This is a genomic window from Intrasporangium sp., assembly GCF_040414665.1.
Lineage (GTDB): Bacteria > Actinomycetota > Actinomycetes > Actinomycetales > Dermatophilaceae > Intrasporangium.
In genome coordinates, this window is record NZ_JBEDUL010000158.1 from 1 (window position 1) to 19,456 (window position 19,456).

Sequence of the window (19,456 nt, forward strand, 5' to 3'; positions counted from 1 at the left end):
CCCGCGTGGCCGACCCCGGACCGACCGCCGGCAGCAGCACCCCGCACACCGTGCACATCGCCACGCCCACCGGGCACCAGTACGCCTCGACCGCGCCACCCCTGCTGCCCGGGCTCGTCGAGCTCCAGCCCACAGCGACCGGCCCCGAGGCATCACCCAGCCCGATCGAGAGATGGCTCACCGAGCAGCTCGCCGCCTGAGTCGTCTTCGCTCAGGTCGGTAGGAGCCAAAGGTCACGTCTGCGGGGACGAGCTCAGCGGCATACGACGTGATCGATTGCCCCGGGGGGCCTTGACAGGCGAACCTTGGTAAGCGTTCACTAACGGTTAGTGAATGCTAACCAAGCGGTAGACGGGTGGGATGCGCTGGCGGACTCGACGCGGCGCGCGATCGTTGCGTCGCTCGCGGAAGGACCGCAGGCGGTTGGCGAGCTGGCGGCCGGACTGCCCGTCACGCGTCCCGCAGTCTCACAGCACCTCAAGGTCCTCAAGAGCGCCGGGCTCGTGAGCGACCGGGCCGAGGGCACCCGCCGGATCTACCGGCTCAACCCGGTTGCCCTCGCCGCACTCCGGGACCAGCTCGACGCGTATTGGCAGCGCACGCTCGACAACTACGCCGCCGAGGTCGCCCGCTACCAGGCCGAGCTCGCGCAGGACCGCGCGGGCAGCACCACCACACCCCCAAGGAGACCCGATGACCACCACTGACACCGTCATCCGCCACAGCATCGTCGTCCCGGCCCCTCCCGAGATTGCGTTCAAGGTCTTCACCGAGCGTTTCGGCGACATCAAGCCGCGCGAGCACAACCTCCTGTCGGCGCCGATCACCGAGACCGTCCTTGAACCGTGGGTCGGTGGCAACATCCTCGACCGTGCGGCGGACGGAAGCGAGTGCCGGTGGGCTCGCGTCCTCGCCTATGAGGCCCCGCACCGGCTGCTCTTCACGTGGGACATCAGCCCGCGATGGGGACTCGAGACCGATCTCGACCACACGAGCGAGGTGGAGGTCCAGTTCCTGGCAGAGGGTGACCAGACGCGGGTCGAGCTGGAGCATCGTCACCTCGACCGCCACGGCACCGGTTGGGAGAGCGTCCGCGACGGCGTCAACGACGCCCAGGGCTGGCCGCTCTACCTCGACCGCTTTGCGGCGCTCTTCGACGGGGCCACCGCCTGAGCGTCGCGACGTCGGGCCGTTGCGCACGTGCCGTTCACACGGCCGGACTCGTGCCCGATCGCACCGTGCGAAAGAACGCCCGCATGTCCTCGGTCAGGAGGTCGGGCACCTCCATGGCGGGGAAGTGGCCGCCCTGGTCGAACTCTGACCAGTGGGCCGTGCCGGTCGGGTCGAGCAGGCTACGGATTGTGGTGTCGGCAGCGAAGACCGCCACGGCTGTTGGAGGTGCGGGCGGCACTGCACCCCAGTCGCTTTGGCCGCCGGCATCGTCCCCATCGGAGCCTGAGCGGCCAGCAGCCTGGTGCGCCGCGAACACCCGCCACGCCCGCATGCCGTCGTAGGTGGCATGGGCCGTGGACGCCCCGGACCCGGTGAACCAGTAGAGGCTGACAATGGTCAGGAGCTGGTCTCGGTCGACGGCCTCATCAGGTCGGGGCTGCGCTGGATCGGTCCACTCGTGGAACTTCTCGACGATCCAGGCAAGCTGGAGGACAGGCGAGTCGTGCAGACCGTAGGCCAGCGTCTGGGGGCGCGTCGACTGGATGGCGAGATACCCGGTGCCGTCCTCCCGGAAGGTGTTGTGTCGCTGGGCGCGTTCGCGGTCGGGGCCGCCGAAGGCGTCGGGGTCGAGCGGCGGGTCGAAGGGAGCCGCGGCGGCGGTCCCGGTCAGATGGATTCCGACGACGCGACCCGGGGCGACCATCGGAAGCATGCCGGCGACGCCCGAACCGACGTCGGTGCCATGGGCGGCGAACCGCTCGTACCCGAGGCGGGTCATCAGCTGAGCCCACGCCCGAGCGACTCCGAAGAGGTTGAAGCCGGCGTCGGACAGCGGCGTCGAGAATCCGTATCCCGGCAGGCTCGGCACGACCACGTGGAAGGCATCGGCCGCGTCGCCGCCGTGGGCCCGCGGGTCGGTGAGCGGCCCGATGAGTCGGGTGAACTCGACCGGCGAGCTCGGCCAGCCGTGGGTCAGGATGAGCGGCAGGGCATCGGGCTCTGCGGACCTGACGTGGAGGAAGTGGACGGTCTGGCCGTCGATGTCGGTCGTGTACTGCGGGAAGGCGTTGAGCGACCCCTCCTGGGCACGCCAGTCGAAGGCGCCGCGCCAGTAGTCGGCCAGCTCCCGGAGGTAGGCGGGCGGGACTCCCCGACTCCAGTCGTCAGCGGCGATCGGCGTCGAAGGCCACCGCGCCGCGGCCAGGCGAGCGTGGAGGTCATCGACGTCGGCCTGCGGGACGTCGATGCGGAAGGGGCGAATGGCGGCGGAGTCCACGCTGGGCGGGGTCGGGCCGGTGGCTTCGGTGTGTGTCGTCATGAGACCGACGCTACGAGCAATTGCGGAAGACTTTCTTCCTCGATGAGGCCCAGACTTGTCGACATGTTCGAGACCTCCGCCCGGCTCCTGCGCCTCCTGGGACTGCTCCAGTCCCGCCGCGACTGGACGGGCGATCAGCTCGCTCAGCGCCTGGGGGTCAGCGCCCGAACCATCCGCACCGACATCGAGCGCCTCCGTGCGCTCGGCTATGCCGTGGACGCCGGGCCCGGAGTCGGCGGCGGCTACCGGCTCGGCGTGGGTGCCGCCGTCCCGCCCCTGCTCCTCGACGACGAGGAAGCCGTGGCCGTCGCGATCGGGCTGCGCGGCGCCGCCTCCGGTGCCATCGAGGGCATCGAGGAGACCTCGATCCGGGCGCTGACGAAGCTCGAGCAGCTCCTTCCGGCGCGTCTTCGCCGCCGGGTCGCCTCCCTCACCGCGGCAACCGTGACGGTCCCACCGATCGCGGCTCCCACGCCGTCGGTCGACCCGGACACGCTCCTGGCGATCGCCAATGCGTGCCGGGACCATGAGCGGCTCCGGTTCGACTACGCGTCCCACGGCGGGACCGAGAGCCGTCGCGTCGTCGAGCCCCATCGCATCGTCAGCACCGGCCGTCGCTGGTACCTGCTGGGACACGACGTCGACCGCGGGGACTGGCGCACCTTTCGCGTGGACCGCATGCAGCTGCGGCTTCCTGCCGGGCCGCGGTTCGCCCCGCGTGACCTGGCCGATGCGGAGGTGCGTGAGCGCGTCTCGGGCCAGCTCGCGACCGCGACCTGGGCCTACCGCGCCCGCGTGACCGTCTCCGCGCCCGCCGCCGTCGTGGCAGCGCGCCTGCCGTGGCCTGCCGCCATCGAGCCGATCGACGCGTCCAGCTGCCGACTCGACGTGGGGTCGGACTCGCCGGAGCTCCTCGCCGTCCACCTGGGCATGCTCGGTGCCGACTTCAGCATCGACCCGACTGAGTCACCGGAGCTGACCGAGTGGCTGCGGGTCCTCGCCAGCCGCTATGAACGGGCCAGTCGCGCCGGCAGCGGGTCATGACCGGTCGTCCGAAGGGTCATCGGTGAAGTCACCCCTCCTCGCCCGTCGACCCGTCGGTCAGCTCGCGAACGATGTCGAGGTGCCCTGCATGCCGGGCGTACTCCTGCAAGACGTGGAGGAGGATCCAGTGCAGCTGGGGTGCCTCTGCGGCGGTGGCGAATCGCCCGCCGACAGAAGCGTGCTCGTGCAGCTGGTGGTTCGCGACGATCTCCCGTGTGTGGCGGCCCACGTCGGTCAGCTGCCGGATCAGCGCGGTTGCCCCCTGCTCCTGGGACGTCCAACCCTCTCCCGCACTGTCACCCCACGGCTCGTCGACCGGCTCGGCCATGAATCCCCAGTGGAGCCACCGGCGCTCCATGTGCGCCAGGTGGTTGAGCAGGCCGGCCGGGGTCCAGCCAGAGGGCACACGGGAGGCATGGAGGAACTCCTCGGACACGCCCGACACCTTCGCCGCGAGCACCGATCGATAGAAGTCCAGGTAGTCCAGCAGGAGCCCTCGCAGGTCCTCGGTCGAAGCAGGTTCCCGGAGCTGCGTCATGCCCCACTATCGCAAGAGCCGGTGAGCCGGCGCGAGGGTGACCGCAGCGCCCCAGCCCTTCACCCGCAACACGCCCGAAACCTCGGAACTCATCCCGGTTGCTTCAGGGGCGAGTTTCGGATTGCCGGGCGTGTTGCGGGTGAACGGCTGGTTTGGGGGTATGGATCCGGGATCGAGCCGGGTTGAGGAGTGACATGAACACAGGTCGGTTCGTCGCATCCGACGCGGCTTGGTCGATCTCCGGCCAGACGATCGCGATCGACGGCAACTCGTCCGCCGCCTCCTGACCGGGACAGCAGACGGATGAGTAGCGGCGTGCAAGCGGTGATCTTCGACCTCGACGGCGTGCTGGTCGACTCCGAGGGCCTCTGGAACGAGGTCCGCAGCGGGCTCGCCGCCGAGCATGGCCGGTCGTGGCCCGATGACGCCACCCACCGGATGATGGGCATGAACACCCAGGAGTGGTCGACCTACCTCGTCGACACCGTCGGGATACCAGGTCCCCCTCCGGACGTGGCCAAGACCGTCATCGCCCGGATGGCGGAACGGTATCGAGAGCACCTGCCGCTCCTGCCCGGCGCGACCAAGGCCGTGCGCCGGCTCGCTGAACGGTGGCCGCTCGGCCTCGCCTCGTCCTCGCCCCGCCGTCTCATCGACGCGGTACTCGCGGAGGCGGGCCTCACGGACAGCTTCCGGGTGACCATGTCGACGGAGCAGGTTGAGCAAGGGAAGCCATCGCCCCTGATCTACCTGGCAGTCGCCAGGCACCTCGATGTCACACCCGAAGCCGTTGTGGCGATTGAGGACTCGAGCAACGGCCTACGGTCGGCATCGCGGGCACGGATGCACGTCATCGCGGTCCCGCGGCCAGCATTCCCGCCGGCTCACGACGCCCTGTCACGTGCCGACGCCGTGGTCGACCACGTCGACAACGTCACGGTCGACCTCGTCGAGTCCCTCGCTTCCGGGTCATAGGTCGGCGGCCAGGTCAAAGCACTCGGCTGCGTCGGATGTCGTCCAGCTGCGAGTTCTGCTCCGGGGTGAGTGGTTTGAGGATGCAGAACTCGTTGCCCTCGGGATCCGTCAGGACGACCCAGCTGGCGTCCGTCCCCTGCCCCACGTCGACGTGGGCCGCGCCGAGAGCGAGCACTCGGGCGACCTCGCTCGCCTGATCGTCCGGTCGTAGGTCCAGGTGCAGCCGGTTCTTGCCGGCCTTGTCCTCGGGAACTCGGACGAAGAGAAGGTCCGCGGCGACTCCGTCCTCGAGAGACCGAGCGGGCGGTTCGAGAGCGACCGTGTCCGGGGCGTCGTGGGTGCGGCGCCAACCGAGAGCCTCCTCCCAGAAGCCCGCAAGCCGCTGGGGATCGGCCGAGTCGATGACAATGCACTGGATTCGAAGGGTCATGCCGGCATCCTTCAGACTCGCGGCTCGCGAGGCCACCGGTTAACAACGCCTCAGTCGCGCCGTCCGCGGCGCTGGAGCCAGGTGTGCCAGTCGACGCCCGCCGTGATGACGCCCGGGTCGGGGAGCATCGAGCCACCCGCCATGCTCACCGGCGCCGGCCCCGGCAGGACGTCCACGTCCAGTCCATCGTGGGCGACCAGGTCGGTCACGAGGCCGACCAGCCGTTCGACACCCGGGCCGGCCAGCTGTCGGTCGCCGGCGTCGGGATCCGTGGCCAGGTCGAGCAGGGCGCGGGCCACCTCGATGGACTCCACAGGCTGGATCGGCACATCCATGATCTGCACGCTGCCCGGCTCCTTGCTGTCCGTCAGCGCGCGCTCCAGCACCTGGCCGGGGAACTCGTGGAACTGCGTGCTGCGCAGCACCCGCGGACCCGGTGCCTGAATCCGCGTTGCCTCCTCGTGGGCCAGAGTGGCGACGTACCAGTCGTAGTCCTGTCCACGCTCCACGCCCACGATGGACAGCACCACGGTCCGGCGAACGCCCGTCCGGTTCCCTGCGGCGGCCAGGTTGCGCGCCACGGTGGTGAAGAAGTCGCGCGCTGCGGCCAGACCCATCTGGGTCGGCCGGGTCACGTCCACCACGGCCTCGACGTCCTCCAGGGCGCCGGCGACCGCGTCAGCATCGAGAAGGTCGACGCCGTCGGTCCGGCTCATCGGCACCACGTCATGACCGGCCGCTCGGGCCAGGCGGCACAGCTGCGCACCGATCAGGCCGCTGCTTCCCGCCACCGCGATCCGCATGCGCACACTCTGGCACAGTGGCACGTGCCGCCGGCCACACCGGCTCGGGCGGCTCTCTGCACGACGGCTCGGCCATGACGACGAGCTGCTGGCGATGTGAGGATGATCGCGTGACGACCGACAATCTGCTCGACCGCTTGGGACACCTGTCGACGACGAGCCTCGTGGACGCCGAGCCGCGCCTCCGTGTCCTTCCGCCGGTGATCCGGCCGCTCGTGCTGGGTCGCCACGCGGTTGGGCGGGCTGTCACGGCCAGAGCCAATCGCGACCTCATGTCCGTCATCCACGCACTCCGCGAGGCGGGTCCAGGGGACGTCCTCGTCGTCGACGCTGGTGGTGATGACCGCGCAGTCGCCGGCGAGCTCTTCGCCACTGAGGCACAGAGACGCGGCCTCGCCGCGCTCGTCATCCACGGCCGGTGTCGCGACAGCGCCACCCTTGCCACGCTGTCGTTGCCGGTGTGGGCCACCGGCGTCGCGCCCCATGCGTATGCCGCCCAGTCCCCTCCCGAGACCGGTGTCGTCCTCGACGTGGCGGGGATCGCGATCGAGCCGGGTGAGCTCATCGTGGGGGACAACGACGGCCTCCTCGTCGGTTCGGACGAGGAGTTCGCGGGAGCCGTCGACACGGCCGAGGCGATCGAGGCACGGGAGAAGGGCCTCCAGGCTCGCATGCTCGACGGCGCCTCGCTGTTCGACGTCATGAACTACGACGAGCACCTGACGGCGCTGCGCGAGGGGCGCCCCGCCGGGTTGTCGTTCCAGTCCTGACCGCTTTGACCGAGGGAGGCTCCTGATGACCGACTTCGCCCGGCGAGCCCAACGCATCCAGCCGTCTGCCATCCGCGAGTTCCTGTCTCTCGCAGGAGACCCCGCGATCACGTCCTTCGCGGGTGGATACCCGGACCCCACGCTCTTCCCCATGGGCGAGCTGCACAAGATCTACGACGACCTGCTCACCCCGGACAACGCCTCGGCTCTCCAGTACACCGCCTCCGACGGGCTCCCTGAGCTGCGCGCCCACGTGGCGGCCCGGCTCACGGCGGACGGCATGCCCTGCACGGCGGACGACGTGCTCATCACCCAGGGCGGACAGCAGGGCCTCGACCTGACGGCCAAGCTCTTCATCGACGCGGGAGATGTCATCGTCACCGAGCGGCCCACCTTCCTCGGCGCGCTCATCGCCTTCAACCCGTGCGAGCCGGCCTATCTGTCGGTGCCCATGGACGAGGAGGGGATGGACACGGACGCGCTCGAGCAGGTGCTGCGCACGACCGAGCGGGTCAAGCTCATCTACACCGTGCCCGACTTCCAGAACCCCACCGGTCGGACGCTGAGCCTCGCCCGCCGACGCCGGCTCGTCGAGCTCGCCGAGCAGTTCGACATCGTCATCCTCGAGGACACGCCGTATCGCGAGCTGCGCTACGAGGGCGAGCGGGTGCCGTCGATCAAGAGCCTCGACACGACGGGACGCGTCATCCACCTAGGCAGCTTCTCCAAGATCCTGGCCCCCGGACTTCGGCTCGGCTGGGCTCTGGCCGCGCCGGAGGTCCTGGAGAAGCTGTCCCTCCTCAAGCTCGCCGCCGATACGCAGAACGGCACCCTCAACATGCGGGCTGCCGCGGCCTACCTCGGCGGCTTCGACATCGAGGGCCACATCGCGTCGATGCTGCCGACGTACCGAGCCAAGCGCGACCTCATGCTGACAACCATCGCCGAGCACTTCCCCGCCGGCATCAGCTGGACCCGGGCACACGGTGGACTCTTCACGTGGGTGACCTTCCCGAAGCGTCTTGACGTCGCGGCGTTCCAGCGCGACGTCCTCATCCCCCGCTCCGGGGTCATCGTCGTGCCCGGCGCCCCGTTCTTTGCCGAGCGCCCCGAGGCGCATCACGCGCGAATGAGCTTCTCGGGCATCCCCGACGACCGGCTCGTCGCCGGCGTCCGTGCCATGGGCGGCCTGCTCACCGAGGCCCTGGCCTGACGACCGCACGCCTGCCAGGCGGCAGCGCTCGCGACAACGTCCTCCGTCAGGTGTAGGCCGCCACGAGCTCCGTGCCGAGCCGGGCGAGCAGGTTCCTGACTGACTGCGGCTCGACGACGTCGACGAGGTTGCCCCAGCCGGCCAGGATCCTGGCGATGTCCAGCGGGATCGAGCCGCCCAGCCGCACCAGCACGCGGCCGTCCGGCTGGCGCCCGACCTCGTGGCAGTGGCGGCCGAACTGGTCGGCCAGGATGGGGACGTGGCGTGGGTCGACGAGCACCATCGCAGAGACTCGGGAGCGGCGGCCCTCCAGCTCCTCGACGAGGTCCGCCCATGCCGCGTCGAGGTCGAAGCCCTCGGGCCGCCCGAACCTCTCGTCCGTGATCTCGGCCGCGACGATCCGGTCGACGCGAAACGTGCGCCGCCCTCGATCGGTGCCGGCGAGCAGGTACCAGACCCCGTCCTTGTCGGCCAGTCCCCACGGTTCGACCAGCCGGTGTGACTGAGCGGCGGCACGGCCCTGATAGGTGAGGCGGACTCGTCGGCGTTGGACCACCGCGGTTCGCAGCTCGCCCACCGCTGTCGGCTCGGGGCGGACCGGATCGCCCCACCTGGCCGGGTCGATCGTCGTCGCCGCGGCGGCCGCCACGGCGTCGTCCCGGAAGGTCGCCGGCAAGGCGCGGACGAGCTTGCGTAGTGCCGCCTTGGCCTCGTCCGAGACGGTTGCGGCGGGCCCCACGAGGAGGAACAACGCCTGCGCCTCGCCCGAGGTGAGGCCGCTGAGGTCGGTGCGCGCACCGCCCACGAGCGACCAGCCGCCGCCCCGACCCGGCTGCGGATACACCGGGACGCCGGCCGCGGACAGCGCTTCGAGATCCCGCCGGGCCGTGGCGACCGAAACCTCGAGCTCGGCCGCGAGCTCCGACGCGGTGGCTCGGCCGCGCTGCTGGAGGAGCAGCAGGGCGGCAACGAGGCGGTCGGCGCGCATGCTCCGAGAATGTCAGAGAAAAGTGCTCAGAGGGTGAGCACTTCTTGCGCGAGCCTTGAGGGACCACCCGGAAGCGCCGGGTCCCGTCCACTGAGGAGAAACCCGTGTTGCGCGGACTGACCACCATCACCTACGTCGCCACCGATGTCGCGGCAGCGGCCGACTGGTACACCGAGCTGCTCGGAGTCCGGCCCTACTTCACCCGGCCCGACGCCGCGGCACCGGCGTACGTCGAGTTCCGGATCGGCGACCACCAAGCGGAGCTCGGCATCGTGGACGCCCGATGGACCACCGGCGGACAGGCCGACCGTCCCTCAGGAACCATCACGTACTGGGCGGTCGACGACCCCCAGGCCGCCTACGCCCGGCTGCTTTCGCTCGGGGCGACACCGCACGAGCCGCCCACCGAGCGGGGCCAAGGCTTCGTCACGGCCTCTGTCGTCGATCCCTTCGGCAACGTCCTCGGTGTCATGTACAACGAGCACTACCTCGACATGCTCGAGACGCGGGCCAAGGCGCCACGCCGGGCAACCAGGCCGACCACCTGAGTTCACCTGCGCTGGAAGCTGGCTCAGCGGCATACGGCATAGGTCGTTTGCCGCTGCGCCCGCTCCCGCTCGTCGCTCGCCTCCCGCTCGTCCCACCCCGCAACACGCCCGAGACCTCGGAACTCACCACTGTTGCTTCAGGGTGAGTTACGCGGTGCCGGGCGTGTTGCGAGTTGGCTTGCGTTGGAAGCCGGCTCAGCGGCGTACGACACATGCCGTATGCCGCTGGGCTGGGACCGCGCGTCAGCGCATCGGCTGGCGGATGATGGTCTTCAGCCTCTCGGGCGCCGAGCGAGCAGGGTCGCCGAGGTAGATCTCGTGGTGCTTGCCGGCCAGCTCGCGGCCTTGCTCGCCGATGAAGTCGTGCAAGGCCGTGATGGTCGGCCCCTCGGCGCTGTAGGGACCCACGTGGAGCACCTGTGCGGCTGCTCCCTCCGCAAACCGCTCGAGTCGCAGCCGATCGAGCGCGGGAAGAGATCGCTTCGCAGCGGCGCTCACCTTCGCCTCCGCGAGCACCGCCTCGGTCACCTCGCTGGGCTGCAGGATCATCATGGTCCAGTCCCACTCGGACTTGTCCGCGGTCGAGAACGTCGCCATGTCGGGCACCCACCACAGACCCTCGAGCGGCATCACGCCGTAGTCGATGACCCCGGCGCGCTTGAGAGCGAACCGCGCGGCGTAGGAGACGGAGAAGATTGCCGACACCGCATCGCGATACTCCGCAGACGTGTTCGGGTCGCCGTGCCCGTCGACCATGAGAAACGCCAGCTCAGGCACGTCGACGACGGTGGGGTTGCGCTTCGGTGCGTAGTACTCCCGTAGCTCGCGCTTGAGGTCGATCTTCTCCACCAGCTACCGCCTGCTCCATTGACGTTTGCGGCCGAGCTGCACCGGGTCAGGCCTCGCCGGCCTCGAGGGCCTGAGCGGCGAGGTGGGGACGTCTGGCCTCGATGCCCGCCATCCCCCAGCGAACCGCTGCGACGCCGAGCCGGCCCAGCGGTTGCGCGAGGCCTCGGGCGACCAGGGTGGGCAGGGGAATGCGCAGCATGGCTCGCGCCCAGTGGGGCAGCAACGAAACCCCGCCGGAGGCGAGCGTGCCGTAGCCGGGGCGTGCGACGAGCGGCAGCGGCGGATCGAGCAGGAGGAACCGGGCCGCCTCTCGCGCCGCCGTGGTCCCCTCCAGCTCCGGGCGGTACAAATCGAGGGCCCGACGCAGACCGAGCGCGTCCGTCGGCGGTTCGGGCACGCCCAGCAGGCGCGCGGCGACGGCTGTCTGCTCGATGTAGCGGTCCGTCTCCCGCGGGCCGAGCGGGTGGGCGCCGAACGCCTGGTAGGCGCGCAAGAAGGAGTCGATCTCGGCGACGTGGACCCAGAGCAGCAGGTGCGGGTCGCTGGCCCGGTAGGCGCGTCCGCGCTCGTCGCGCCCGCGGACCCGCTCGTGGATTGCGCGAACCTTGGCGATGGCGGATTCAGCGTCCTCGATCGTCCCGTAGGTCGTCGTCGCGATGTAGTGGCTCGTCCGCTGCAACCGCCCCCACGGGTCGCTCTTGTAGCCGCTGTGCCCAGCCACACCGGCCATGGCCAACGGGTGCAGCGACTGCAGGAGCAGGGAGGTGATCCCGCCGGCGAACATCGAGGCATCGGCATGGACGCGCCAGATGGGGTCCTGCGGCGTGAACCAGCGGGGGCCTGTCGTGCCCCAGATTCGCTGGGCTCGTTCGGGGGCGTCCTCGCCGGCCACACGGGCGCGTAGGGCGAGGCCCAGCCGCCGTTGCACCATCCGGCTCACGTTGTCGACGACCACGTGCCCACACTACGTCGACCTGCTTACCTGCCTACCTGCCTACCTGCCGACCTGGCGACCTGGCACGCTGGTGCCATCGCCAGCCGGCCTATCGCTTGAGCCGGTGCAGTCGGTGTCGGAGGTACTGCTGCTCGGCGACGTTGACGGTCACCCTGATCGCCCGCTGATAGGCGGCTATCGCCTCGTCAATGCGACCGGAGCGCTCGAGCAGGTGTGCCCGGACCGAGTCGAGCCGGGCCAGTTGAGGGTGCTCGTGCGCCAGCACCTCGAGCGCTGCTAGTCCGACCCGGGGGCCTTCGACCATGGACTGGGCGACGATTCGGTTGAGGGTGATCGTGGGGTTACGCCCGAGCGTCTGGTGCTCCAACACCGTGTACAGGGCGTGGATCTCGTCCCAGTCAGTCGCTTCGGCGTCGGCCGCCGCGGCGTGCAGTCCGGCGATGCAGGCCTGGAGCAGGTACGGGCCAGGCGTCGCGCCAGGTGTCACCTCGTCGAGCATGGCGAGCCCCTCATCGATGAAGGGTCGATGCCACCGGTGCCGGTCCTGCTCGTCGAGCGGGATGAGCTGTCCCCGGGGGCCGACGCGGGCTGGGTGGCGCGCCTCGGTGAGCAGCATCAGCGCCAGGAGGCCGGCCGCCTCGGTGGAGTCGGGCGCTGCGTTGCGAAGGGTGCGAGCCAGCTGAATCGCCTCGGCGGCAAGGTCGGTGTCCTGCGCCGGCGCGCCGCTCGTCGTGTGGTGTGCCTCGGTGAACATGACATAGAGGACGTCGAGGACGGGTGCCAGGCGCTCGTGGACGTGCTGCGGCTGGGGGAAGGCGCGGTCCAGCTCGGTGAGCCGCCGTTTGGACCGAGTGATCCGTTGGGCAATCGTCGCCTCCGGCACGTGGTAGGCGTTCGCGATCTGGCGTGTCGTCAGCCCGGCCACCGCACGAAGTGTCAGCGCAACCTGACCGGAGCGCGGCAGGTCCGGATGACAGCACAGCTGGAGCACGAGCAGCGCGTCGTCACTGCCCGTGTCGAGGCCGTCCGAGCCGGTCTCGGTGGTGTCCTGGGCCAGCGGCGCGTCAAGCATCGTCGCGCGGGTCTCGCGCTCACGTCGCCGCGCGTCAGCACGGACTCGGTCGACATACCGACGCCGGGCCACTGTCGCCAGCCAGGCCTGCGGGTCGTCGGGCAGTCGATCAGTCCACTGTCGGAAGGCGTCGAGGAGCGCGTCCTGGACAGCGTCCTCGCACAGCTCGAACTGGTCGCTGCCATAGGTGCGGAGCAGGCGGGCGAGGGTGCGTGGGGCCAGCTCGCGCCACACACTCTCGCCCGCGTGCATCGGAATGCTCAATCCGTGCCCAGGTCCGCGAACACGACGGGACGGATCTCAAGGGCCAGCCCGGGGATCCGCGCGTCGGGAATCTGTTTGGCCAGCTCGATGGCGCGGGCCTCATCCTCGACATCGACCAGATAGAAGCCGCCGAGGAACTCCTTGGCCTCGGCGAAGGGCCCGTCCGTCACCTCCAGGTCGCCGCCGCGGCTGCGGACCACCTTGGAGGTGCTGGGATCGCCGAGCGCCTGGGTGCTGATGAACTCCCCGCTCTCCTTGGTCGCTGCCATGAAGGCGGTGTGACCGTCACCGATCGCCTGTTGCTGCTCCTCGGTGAGGTTCTCGAGGACGGTCGGGTCGATGTGCATCACGATCAGGTACTTCACGATGTTCTCCTCGGTCGGTCGGTGCCCCTGCCTGGGCTGCCACCTCGTGGTCGTCGCCGAAAGCGCGGATACGACAGCAGATCATCATCGTGTTTCAGGACGTGTTGATCACGCCTGCGGCGGGCGGCCAGCGCGCGCCGGCGGCAAGGCGCGAGCGCAAGCGAGCCCAGCGGCATACGGAATGAGCCGTATGCCGCTGTGCTGGGTCGGCGGCGCCCGCGCGCTACCGCAGGACTGAGCCGGTCATCTCGCCGTCAACGGCGACGAAGATGCACTGGACCGTGCGGTCCGCGTTCCAGGCGAACGACGAGTCCGGGACGAGGTAGAGGAGGTCGAGCTCCTCGGTGACGTCCGCTCCGACGAGCGCATCAACCTTGTCGATGCAGGCGTCCTCAGCCTGGGCGCTGGCCTCCTCCACGCCCGGGAAGGGGCCGTCGTCAAGGGTCAGCACGGCGGCGAGCTGTGCCTCGTGCGGTTCGGCGCACGGATGCGCCGTCACCGACCGGAGCCGTTCGTCTTGGACGCCGCTGAAGCAGTCTCCCGGCCGCAGCGACTCGATCAGCTCCGTCCCCGACGTGACATGTGTGCCATCGGCGCCGCGGTCTGGTGCGTCGACCACGACCCAGATGATGGCCGAGATGACGGCCACCATGGCCAGCGAGCCGATGACGATGCCGGTGATCGCCATGCCGCGCCCGCGCTGGTGGGTCCTCCGGATCTGTGCCAGGGCGACGATCCCGAAGATGATCGCGAGGATCGCGGACAAAGGCACGAAGAACAGGAGCCCGCAGACGAGCGCCGCGATGGCGAAGCCGTTGGCGCCCTGCGGGGACACCTGGGGCGCGCCGGTTGGCGGGAAGGGAGGCAATGGCTCGGTTGCCCCTGGCGTGGGGAGCGGCGGGTTCGTGCCGGGAGTCGGTGGCGGGAAGAGGGCACCGCTCGGTGGCGTCTCGGGCGGAGGTGTGGTCACGTGCGAGACGATCCCATGGAGCACCTGACATTGCCGTACGAAACGGACACGATGTGGTCACGAAGGGCTTGAGGTCCAGGTGAGGGCTGCGTCGGTCATGGGCCCCGGGCATCAGGCCACGCAGAACTCGTTCCCCTCCGGATCGTGCATCACCACGCCATAGCGCTGCAGGGTGTCGGTGTCGATCCGGTTGGGATGGTCGATGGTCGCGCCACGCTCGACCAGCTCGGCCACCTTGGCGTCGACCGTGGCGATGATCTCGTCCATCGGGGCGGAACGGTCGGCCACGTAGATGTCGAAGTGGAAGCGGGTCTTGACGGTCTTCTTCTCCGGGACGGGCTGGAACCAGATCTTCGGCCCCTCGCCAGCCGGGTCGATGATCCGGTCGATGTAGTCGTCCGGGTCGCCGCTGAGGTTCTCCTCGGGCACCACGTGCTGGTAGTAGGCCAGCCAGGAGTCGAAACCGTCGGGCGGCGGCTCGGGCACGTAGCCCAACACCGGCGCCCAGAAGCGCGCCATGCGCGCCGGATCGTTCGAGTCGATCGTCAGATGCCAGGTCACCATGCCCCTGACGCTAGACCGGCCCACTGACAGGTCCGGGGACGGCCGCAGGACTGGTCGACTGTGTGCCTGATCCGCAGCACAGGTGGCATCAACGGCTGCGAGAAAGGAACTCCCTGCAGACTGCTTCGCCGTGGAGGTCTATGTCGTCTCGGCGCCGTTCGAGCCAAGACTCTCGGGTGAGGCGCCAGCGTTGCAGGAGGGCTGGTTCGCCTTGGCGGGTGTCCCAGTCAGTGCCGTTCTCGCGGTAGCCCACGGACTTCGACACCGCATTGGAACCGGCATTGTCGAGGAACGCATCGCTGCCCGCCTCCCGTGCTCCCAGCCCCTCGAAGGCCAGATGGAGGACGGCCTCGCGCATCTCTTTTCCGAGGCCATTGCCTCTCGCGTCTGCGGACAGCCACGAGAAGGTCGTCACCGTGCCGAGTATGGAAAAGCGGTCGCCGATGAGGTCCTGCATCCCAACGGGTTCACCATCGGCGATCACGGCGAAGTACAGGCGCCAGAAATCCGGCTCGACCTTGCCCCGACCCCGCCAGATGCCCTGCAACCATCGCTGCACCCGCAGCTCGGGGTCACTCTCGTACAGCGACATTGGGTCGTCGTAAGGGGGCGGCTCCGCTGCTGCCTTGCCGTCCCGCACCAAGGGCGCAAGTTGTTCAAGGAGGTCGTCGGTCGCGGCCCGCAGTTCGAGTCGTGGTGTGCGGACCTGCACGCCGAAAGGGGGGTAGCTGATCACGGCTCGACCGTAGGCGACAGCGCGCAGTCACGCATCCGAGTTCGGTGGCGCGAAAGGTGACATCGTGCCACGGGGGTGATCACGCTCACCACGAAAGGCGGGGACGACCGAACGCACCGGATCTCCGCGCGAGCCTGGCCCGCAGCGGACGTTCGACGAACCGGAAGCTGGCCTCGGCCAGAACGCCGAACATGGCCACCCAGGCGATGTCGCCGATGACCGTATGTCCGAACAGATTGAGGATCGCGATTCTGGCCAGGACATTCCAGAGATAGATCGAATACGAGCGTTCTCCCAACCGCTGCATCGGGCCGCTTGCCAGGAACCGTGCAACTGCCGAATGCGGACGTGTCAACACACCGATCAAGATGATGAGCGTCAACGCAGTTCCCGCGATGATCACCAAGGAGGTGTGGTAGGTGTCGTTCCGATAAGCCAGAAGGGGTAGGAGAACAGCGCCCAGCATGGCGAATGGTGCGAGCTTGCGAACGATCCCGGACAGCCAGCCCTTGTGAACCACAATCGCCAGCAATGAGCCCCCCAGGATGGGCAACGCATTTGTGTCGGTCCCGACATACTCGTGTTGATCGAAGAACACCTGTCGACTCAGGCCGAGTTCGAGGTCGAGCGCCAAGGTGATCGCGATGAGCGAAACGGTGAGCGCGGCGAACAGCCGAGGACTGCGACGAAAGCCCCAGAGCAGTGCGAAAGGCCAGACCAGGTAGAACTGCTCTTCGACGGAGAGCGTCCACGTGTAGTTGAAGTAGTCCCGAGTGGCGAAGGGGTGGCCCGCCCAGTCAAAGAGGCTGGTCGTATACGTCGCAGCTGAGCCGGCCGGTGCGAAGATCTGCCCAACGCTGAGGTCCGGGCGACCGATGAGGAGCACCACGACGGTCGCGACTGCGACCGTCAGCAACGCCGGATAGAGCCGCGCCGCTCGTCGGCGATAGAACGCGCGAACATCGATGGTGCCGGTCTGGAGCTCGCGGACCAATATGGTGGTGATGAGGTATCCCGACAGGCAGAAGAACACGGTCACGCCGACGTAGCCGTTGATGAACGGCCTCGTGGGGGCGTGCTGACCCAGTACCAGCAGAATTGCTACGGCCCGGACTCCGTCCAGGGCGGGCCGGTAGCCGCCGTCGCTCACCGCCCAGCGCCCGAGGACCAGTGTCGGGCCGCCGCCGTCACGGATGGCCGATTTGTCCCCAGTCCGCAATCGAGCTCCACTTCCGATCTCGCTGAAGCGCCGAGGCGGCGCTCACCGCGATCCACGTCGATAGAACGACGACGTGATTGCCCGGGTGGTTCAGTCGGCGGGCGTGGTGAGCCTGCCGCTCCCTCAGGCGTGACGTCCTAGCCTCCGGAGCAAGGCATTGGAGAGTCCACGTGGCTTGGTCAGGTCGGCAGCGCACGTCCATGGCGAGACGGAGTCACCAAGCGTCGGCGACGATCTCCTCGGGAGGCGGACGAGGCGTCCATCCAGAGGAGCCCCCCGACCAAACCGAGCCGCCCTTGGAATGGCGGCCGTTGGCTGTGGGCTGACCGACTTTCGTGACAACCGTCGTCGACGGCAGGCAGGCGTTCGATGGCGCGGCGGAATGACGCTGATGTGGGGCCGGGCGTAGGGCGGGCATCCGCCGGCCGGGGCGCCGCACGATGCAGGGCTCGCGTCGTGTGACCGCAGCTTGATGATCGCATGCCATGCTGGTCGTGGACCGCGGTCACCGCCAGTAACAGAGTCGGGTGACGTGACGTCGTCGAGGAGGTTCTCATGGCTGAGGGATCCGGCACTGCGACGGACCCTTGGGTGCTGACCACAGCACCGGGCTCGTCGACGTACCTGATGTACGCCGACCCAGATGCCGACCCGCCGGCGCTGGTTTGCCAGGTCGGGTCGACGACCCTTCGCTACCACCTCAGCGCGGTGCAGGACCTGCATGGCTGGCTCGTCGAACAGGGTGGGTGGGTCGACCTCGGCGCTACCGACGAGACTAAGGACCCTGCCCCTGGCACTGTCGAGGCATGGGGCCGGTCCGCGGACAACCCGGTTGCGGGCTGGTACGGCCTGCGCAAGGGTTACCGAGGCCGATTTGGTATGTACCTTCCGCCGCTGCTCGAGGCGAAAGGCCTTGCAGAACTAACGCACCAACCGCGGAACAACCAGATTCGTGCTCTCTGAACGAGCACACCCAGCCGCGAGGCGCGGGGACGGGGCAGCCGTCAGCCGACTCAGTCAGCCTGCTCGCCTACGTAGGCGGCGAGCCGGCTTCTGTCCCGGCCGAGAGCTTTGACGTCGAACCCCAGCGCTCTCGTTGTCTCGGCGGCGGTGGCCGTGCGCGTCTCCTCCCCGCAGGTCACCGTCACGCGGTCCAAGTTCTCGATCAGACCAAGGAGCAGAATCTGGGAGCGGTCAACGCTGAGGTCCCGGCACGGCTTGTCCGCATCGAGCACCTCGATGGTGAGTCCATAGGGAGCTTTGCCGGTCTGGAGGCTGAGCCTGTACTGCCCCTCGGGGGTGGGGCCTGCGAGGTTGACCAGCGCCGCGACGCGCGAGTTGTCTCCCACGAACGGTGTGTGCGCATCCCAGAGTGTCTGCGAGTAAGTGAGCTCGCCGTCCTGTGACGTCCCACACCCGGCGAGCATTACGCCCGCCACGATGACCGTTGCGAAACAACGAATCAACTTCTCACCCCTGATGGTGTCTTCCGGTTCGACGGCCAAACCGCACGCGCGACTCTACTGCCCCCTGGAGGTCGGTGCGAGGCGAAACGATCGCAGCCAGGCGAAAGGCCCCGTGCGGTCGACCGTCAGCCCGTGGAGTCCGCTACTGACCGCTCGGCGTTCGCCCATTCGGAGTCCTCGGAACCGGTGTCGCCGTTGTCGAGATGCAGCCAACCTTGCATGACCCCACGCGGGGTACGTTTCACAACCCAGCCCTCGGGGCAGGCTCGCGAAAGCTTGGCCACCTCGCCATGGAAGGAAGACGTTTGACTCGCATGCCATGGTCGGACGTGAGGCGCGCTGCACGCACTTATCCAGCTGCGGCTGGATAAGTGCGGCGTTCATGGCACCGGGTGCGCACTATCCCAGCCGCGGTTGGATTGGTGCGGACGACCTCGAGTGGGTGGCGCTGGGTCGGGGACCACGTGGGCCACGCGCCCGGATCTGCCGCCGACCGATCGTGCCGATGAGCGCTCTCACTCTTTCTCGAGGGCCGAGAAAATGCGTTGCGGACGGGGCCCACGAGACGTTGGGTGAACGGGACAACGACCGGAGAGGGACACGACGCAAATGTTGCCGACCCCCACGCTGCTGACTCCTCGCCTGCAACTGCGCCCCTTCGACGACACAGATGCCAACGACCTCTTCGAGGTGCAGAGCAACGCGCATGTGCTGCGCTACTGGGACTCGCCGCCCTGGAGCGATCCCGGGCGCTCCGAGCGTTTCATCAAGACTTGCCGGCAGATGGCCGAAGAGCGTACTGGGGCGCGGGTAGCCGTGGACCGCGACTCCGACGGAGCATTCATCGGGTGGTGCCACTTGAGCAAGTGGGACCAGGACTATCGGAGCGCCTCATTGGGCTTTTGCTTCACCGAGGCGTCGTGGAGCCACGGCTACGCGACGGAGGCCGCGCGTGCTCTGCTCCGATGGGCGTTCGACACTCTGGACCTGAATCGTGTCCAGGCTGAGGCAGATACGCGCAACATCGCATCCGCCCGTGTGCTTGAGAAGCTCGGGTTCGTGCGCGAAGGGACGTTGCGTGAAGACTGCGTCGTGAATGGCGAGGTCTCGGATTCCTGGGTCTTCGGGTTACTCAGGCGGGAGTGGCAGCCGTCCTCCCAGCCGGTGCGCACTCGCTGAGTCCTGGCTCCGCAGGT

General features: G+C 68.8%; 23 protein-coding genes and 1 pseudogene. 10 read left to right on the forward strand and 14 right to left on the reverse strand.

The features are described from left to right. From ABF401_RS16845 to ABF401_RS16855, 3 genes and pseudogenes are all read left to right on the forward strand, one after another. Nucleotides 1-200: pseudogene (locus tag ABF401_RS16845) on the forward strand (HNH endonuclease); the annotation flags it as partial. Between the two features lie 129 nt (nt 201-329). Further along, the gene (locus ABF401_RS16850) at nt 330-707 is read left to right on the forward strand and encodes an ArsR/SmtB family transcription factor (protein ID WP_353510735.1); all 378 of its coding nucleotides are present in this window, start codon (nt 330-332) and stop codon (nt 705-707) included. Next, nucleotides 694-1,173 carry an SRPBCC family protein gene (locus tag ABF401_RS16855; protein ID WP_353510736.1) on the forward strand — a complete coding sequence of 160 codons (480 nt, stop codon included), beginning with the start codon at nt 694-696 and terminating at the stop codon, nt 1,171-1,173. Before ABF401_RS16850 ends, ABF401_RS16855 begins: the two co-directional genes overlap by 14 nt. A 34-nt stretch (nt 1,174-1,207) precedes the next feature. Here ABF401_RS16855 and ABF401_RS16860 read toward each other — a convergent pair whose 3' ends face one another. Next, nucleotides 1,208-2,491: an epoxide hydrolase family protein gene (locus tag ABF401_RS16860; RefSeq protein ID WP_353510737.1), complete on the reverse strand. Its 1,284-nt coding sequence runs from the start codon at nt 2,489-2,491 to the stop codon at nt 1,208-1,210. A 63-nt stretch (nt 2,492-2,554) separates the two neighbouring features. Between ABF401_RS16860 and ABF401_RS16865 the strand changes: the two genes are divergently transcribed. Further along, complete coding sequence (locus ABF401_RS16865; protein ID WP_353510738.1) at nt 2,555-3,535, forward strand: helix-turn-helix transcriptional regulator; 981 nt, start codon at nt 2,555-2,557, stop codon at nt 3,533-3,535. A gap of 28 nt (nt 3,536-3,563) precedes the next feature. On the opposite strand, the gene ABF401_RS16870 is transcribed toward ABF401_RS16865, so the two are convergent. Further along, a complete protein-coding gene (locus ABF401_RS16870) occupies nt 3,564-4,073 on the reverse strand; it encodes a mycothiol transferase (protein ID WP_353510739.1) in 510 nt (169 codons plus the stop codon). A gap of 303 nt (nt 4,074-4,376) precedes the next feature. Here ABF401_RS16870 and ABF401_RS16875 point away from each other — a divergent pair, with 303 nt between their 5' ends. After that, the gene (locus ABF401_RS16875) at nt 4,377-5,048 is read left to right on the forward strand and encodes an HAD family hydrolase (protein ID WP_353510740.1); all 672 of its coding nucleotides are present in this window, start codon (nt 4,377-4,379) and stop codon (nt 5,046-5,048) included. A 13-nt stretch (nt 5,049-5,061) separates the two neighbouring features. Here ABF401_RS16875 and ABF401_RS16880 read toward each other — a convergent pair whose 3' ends face one another. Then, nucleotides 5,062-5,478 carry a VOC family protein gene (locus ABF401_RS16880; RefSeq protein WP_353510741.1) on the reverse strand — a complete coding sequence of 139 codons (417 nt, stop codon included), beginning with the start codon at nt 5,476-5,478 and terminating at the stop codon, nt 5,062-5,064. A gap of 50 nt (nt 5,479-5,528) precedes the next feature. Then, entirely contained in the window at nt 5,529-6,281 is a 753-nt protein-coding gene (locus ABF401_RS16885) for an SDR family oxidoreductase (RefSeq protein WP_353510742.1), read from the reverse strand. Between the two features lie 110 nt (nt 6,282-6,391). Between ABF401_RS16885 and ABF401_RS16890 the strand changes: the two genes are divergently transcribed. Further along, nucleotides 6,392-7,051 (forward strand): RraA family protein, encoded by a 660-nt coding sequence (locus tag ABF401_RS16890; protein WP_353510743.1) that lies wholly within the window; start codon nt 6,392-6,394, stop codon nt 7,049-7,051. 25 nt (nt 7,052-7,076) lie between these two features. Continuing rightward, nucleotides 7,077-8,264: an aminotransferase-like domain-containing protein gene (locus tag ABF401_RS16895; RefSeq protein ID WP_353510744.1), complete on the forward strand. Its 1,188-nt coding sequence runs from the start codon at nt 7,077-7,079 to the stop codon at nt 8,262-8,264. A 46-nt stretch (nt 8,265-8,310) separates the two neighbouring features. Here the strand turns inward: ABF401_RS16895 and ABF401_RS16900 are convergent, their stop codons facing one another. Continuing rightward, a complete protein-coding gene (locus ABF401_RS16900; protein ID WP_353510745.1) occupies nt 8,311-9,252 on the reverse strand; it encodes a helix-turn-helix transcriptional regulator in 942 nt (313 codons plus the stop codon). Between the two features lie 104 nt (nt 9,253-9,356). Between ABF401_RS16900 and ABF401_RS16905 the strand changes: the two genes are divergently transcribed. Further along, nucleotides 9,357-9,800, forward strand: a complete 444-nt coding sequence (locus ABF401_RS16905; RefSeq protein ID WP_353510746.1) for a VOC family protein — start codon at nt 9,357-9,359, stop codon at nt 9,798-9,800. A 243-nt stretch (nt 9,801-10,043) separates the two neighbouring features. Here the strand turns inward: ABF401_RS16905 and ABF401_RS16910 are convergent, their stop codons facing one another. From ABF401_RS16910 to ABF401_RS16945, 8 genes are all read right to left on the reverse strand, one after another. After that, on the reverse strand, nt 10,044-10,649 hold the full coding sequence (locus tag ABF401_RS16910) for a GyrI-like domain-containing protein (RefSeq protein ID WP_353510747.1): 606 nt from the start codon (nt 10,647-10,649) through the stop codon (nt 10,044-10,046). Between the two features lie 46 nt (nt 10,650-10,695). Next, nucleotides 10,696-11,580, reverse strand: a complete 885-nt coding sequence (locus ABF401_RS16915) for an oxygenase MpaB family protein (RefSeq protein WP_502908275.1) — start codon at nt 11,578-11,580, stop codon at nt 10,696-10,698. Nucleotides 11,581-11,692: 112 nt separating this feature from the next. After that, nucleotides 11,693-12,928 carry an RNA polymerase sigma factor gene (locus tag ABF401_RS16920; protein WP_353510749.1) on the reverse strand — a complete coding sequence of 412 codons (1,236 nt, stop codon included), beginning with the start codon at nt 12,926-12,928 and terminating at the stop codon, nt 11,693-11,695. An 8-nt stretch (nt 12,929-12,936) separates the two neighbouring features. Next, nucleotides 12,937-13,305, reverse strand: a complete 369-nt coding sequence (locus ABF401_RS16925) for a YciI family protein (RefSeq protein WP_353510750.1) — start codon at nt 13,303-13,305, stop codon at nt 12,937-12,939. A gap of 223 nt (nt 13,306-13,528) precedes the next feature. Further along, nucleotides 13,529-14,275, reverse strand: coding sequence for a DUF4190 domain-containing protein (locus ABF401_RS16930; protein WP_353510751.1), 747 nt, complete (start codon nt 14,273-14,275; stop codon nt 13,529-13,531). 111 nt (nt 14,276-14,386) lie between these two features. Next, the gene (locus ABF401_RS16935; RefSeq protein ID WP_353510752.1) at nt 14,387-14,839 is read right to left on the reverse strand and encodes a VOC family protein; all 453 of its coding nucleotides are present in this window, start codon (nt 14,837-14,839) and stop codon (nt 14,387-14,389) included. 88 nt (nt 14,840-14,927) lie between these two features. Next, complete coding sequence (locus ABF401_RS16940; RefSeq protein ID WP_353510753.1) at nt 14,928-15,575, reverse strand: GNAT family N-acetyltransferase; 648 nt, start codon at nt 15,573-15,575, stop codon at nt 14,928-14,930. 85 nt (nt 15,576-15,660) lie between these two features. Continuing rightward, nucleotides 15,661-16,794 carry an acyltransferase family protein gene (locus ABF401_RS16945; protein WP_353510754.1) on the reverse strand — a complete coding sequence of 378 codons (1,134 nt, stop codon included), beginning with the start codon at nt 16,792-16,794 and terminating at the stop codon, nt 15,661-15,663. 555 nt (nt 16,795-17,349) lie between these two features. Here ABF401_RS16945 and ABF401_RS16950 point away from each other — a divergent pair. Continuing rightward, a complete protein-coding gene (locus tag ABF401_RS16950; protein ID WP_353510755.1) occupies nt 17,350-17,757 on the forward strand; it encodes a DUF6855 family protein in 408 nt (135 codons plus the stop codon). A 50-nt stretch (nt 17,758-17,807) separates the two neighbouring features. Here the strand turns inward: ABF401_RS16950 and ABF401_RS16955 are convergent, their stop codons facing one another. Continuing rightward, nucleotides 17,808-18,299, reverse strand: a complete 492-nt coding sequence (locus ABF401_RS16955) for a DUF4825 domain-containing protein (RefSeq protein ID WP_353510756.1) — start codon at nt 18,297-18,299, stop codon at nt 17,808-17,810. Between the two features lie 570 nt (nt 18,300-18,869). On the opposite strand from ABF401_RS16955, the gene ABF401_RS16960 reads away from it, so the two are divergent. Next, the gene (locus tag ABF401_RS16960) at nt 18,870-19,439 is read left to right on the forward strand and encodes a GNAT family N-acetyltransferase (protein WP_353510757.1); all 570 of its coding nucleotides are present in this window, start codon (nt 18,870-18,872) and stop codon (nt 19,437-19,439) included. The last annotated feature ends 17 nt before the right edge of the window (nt 19,440-19,456 follow it).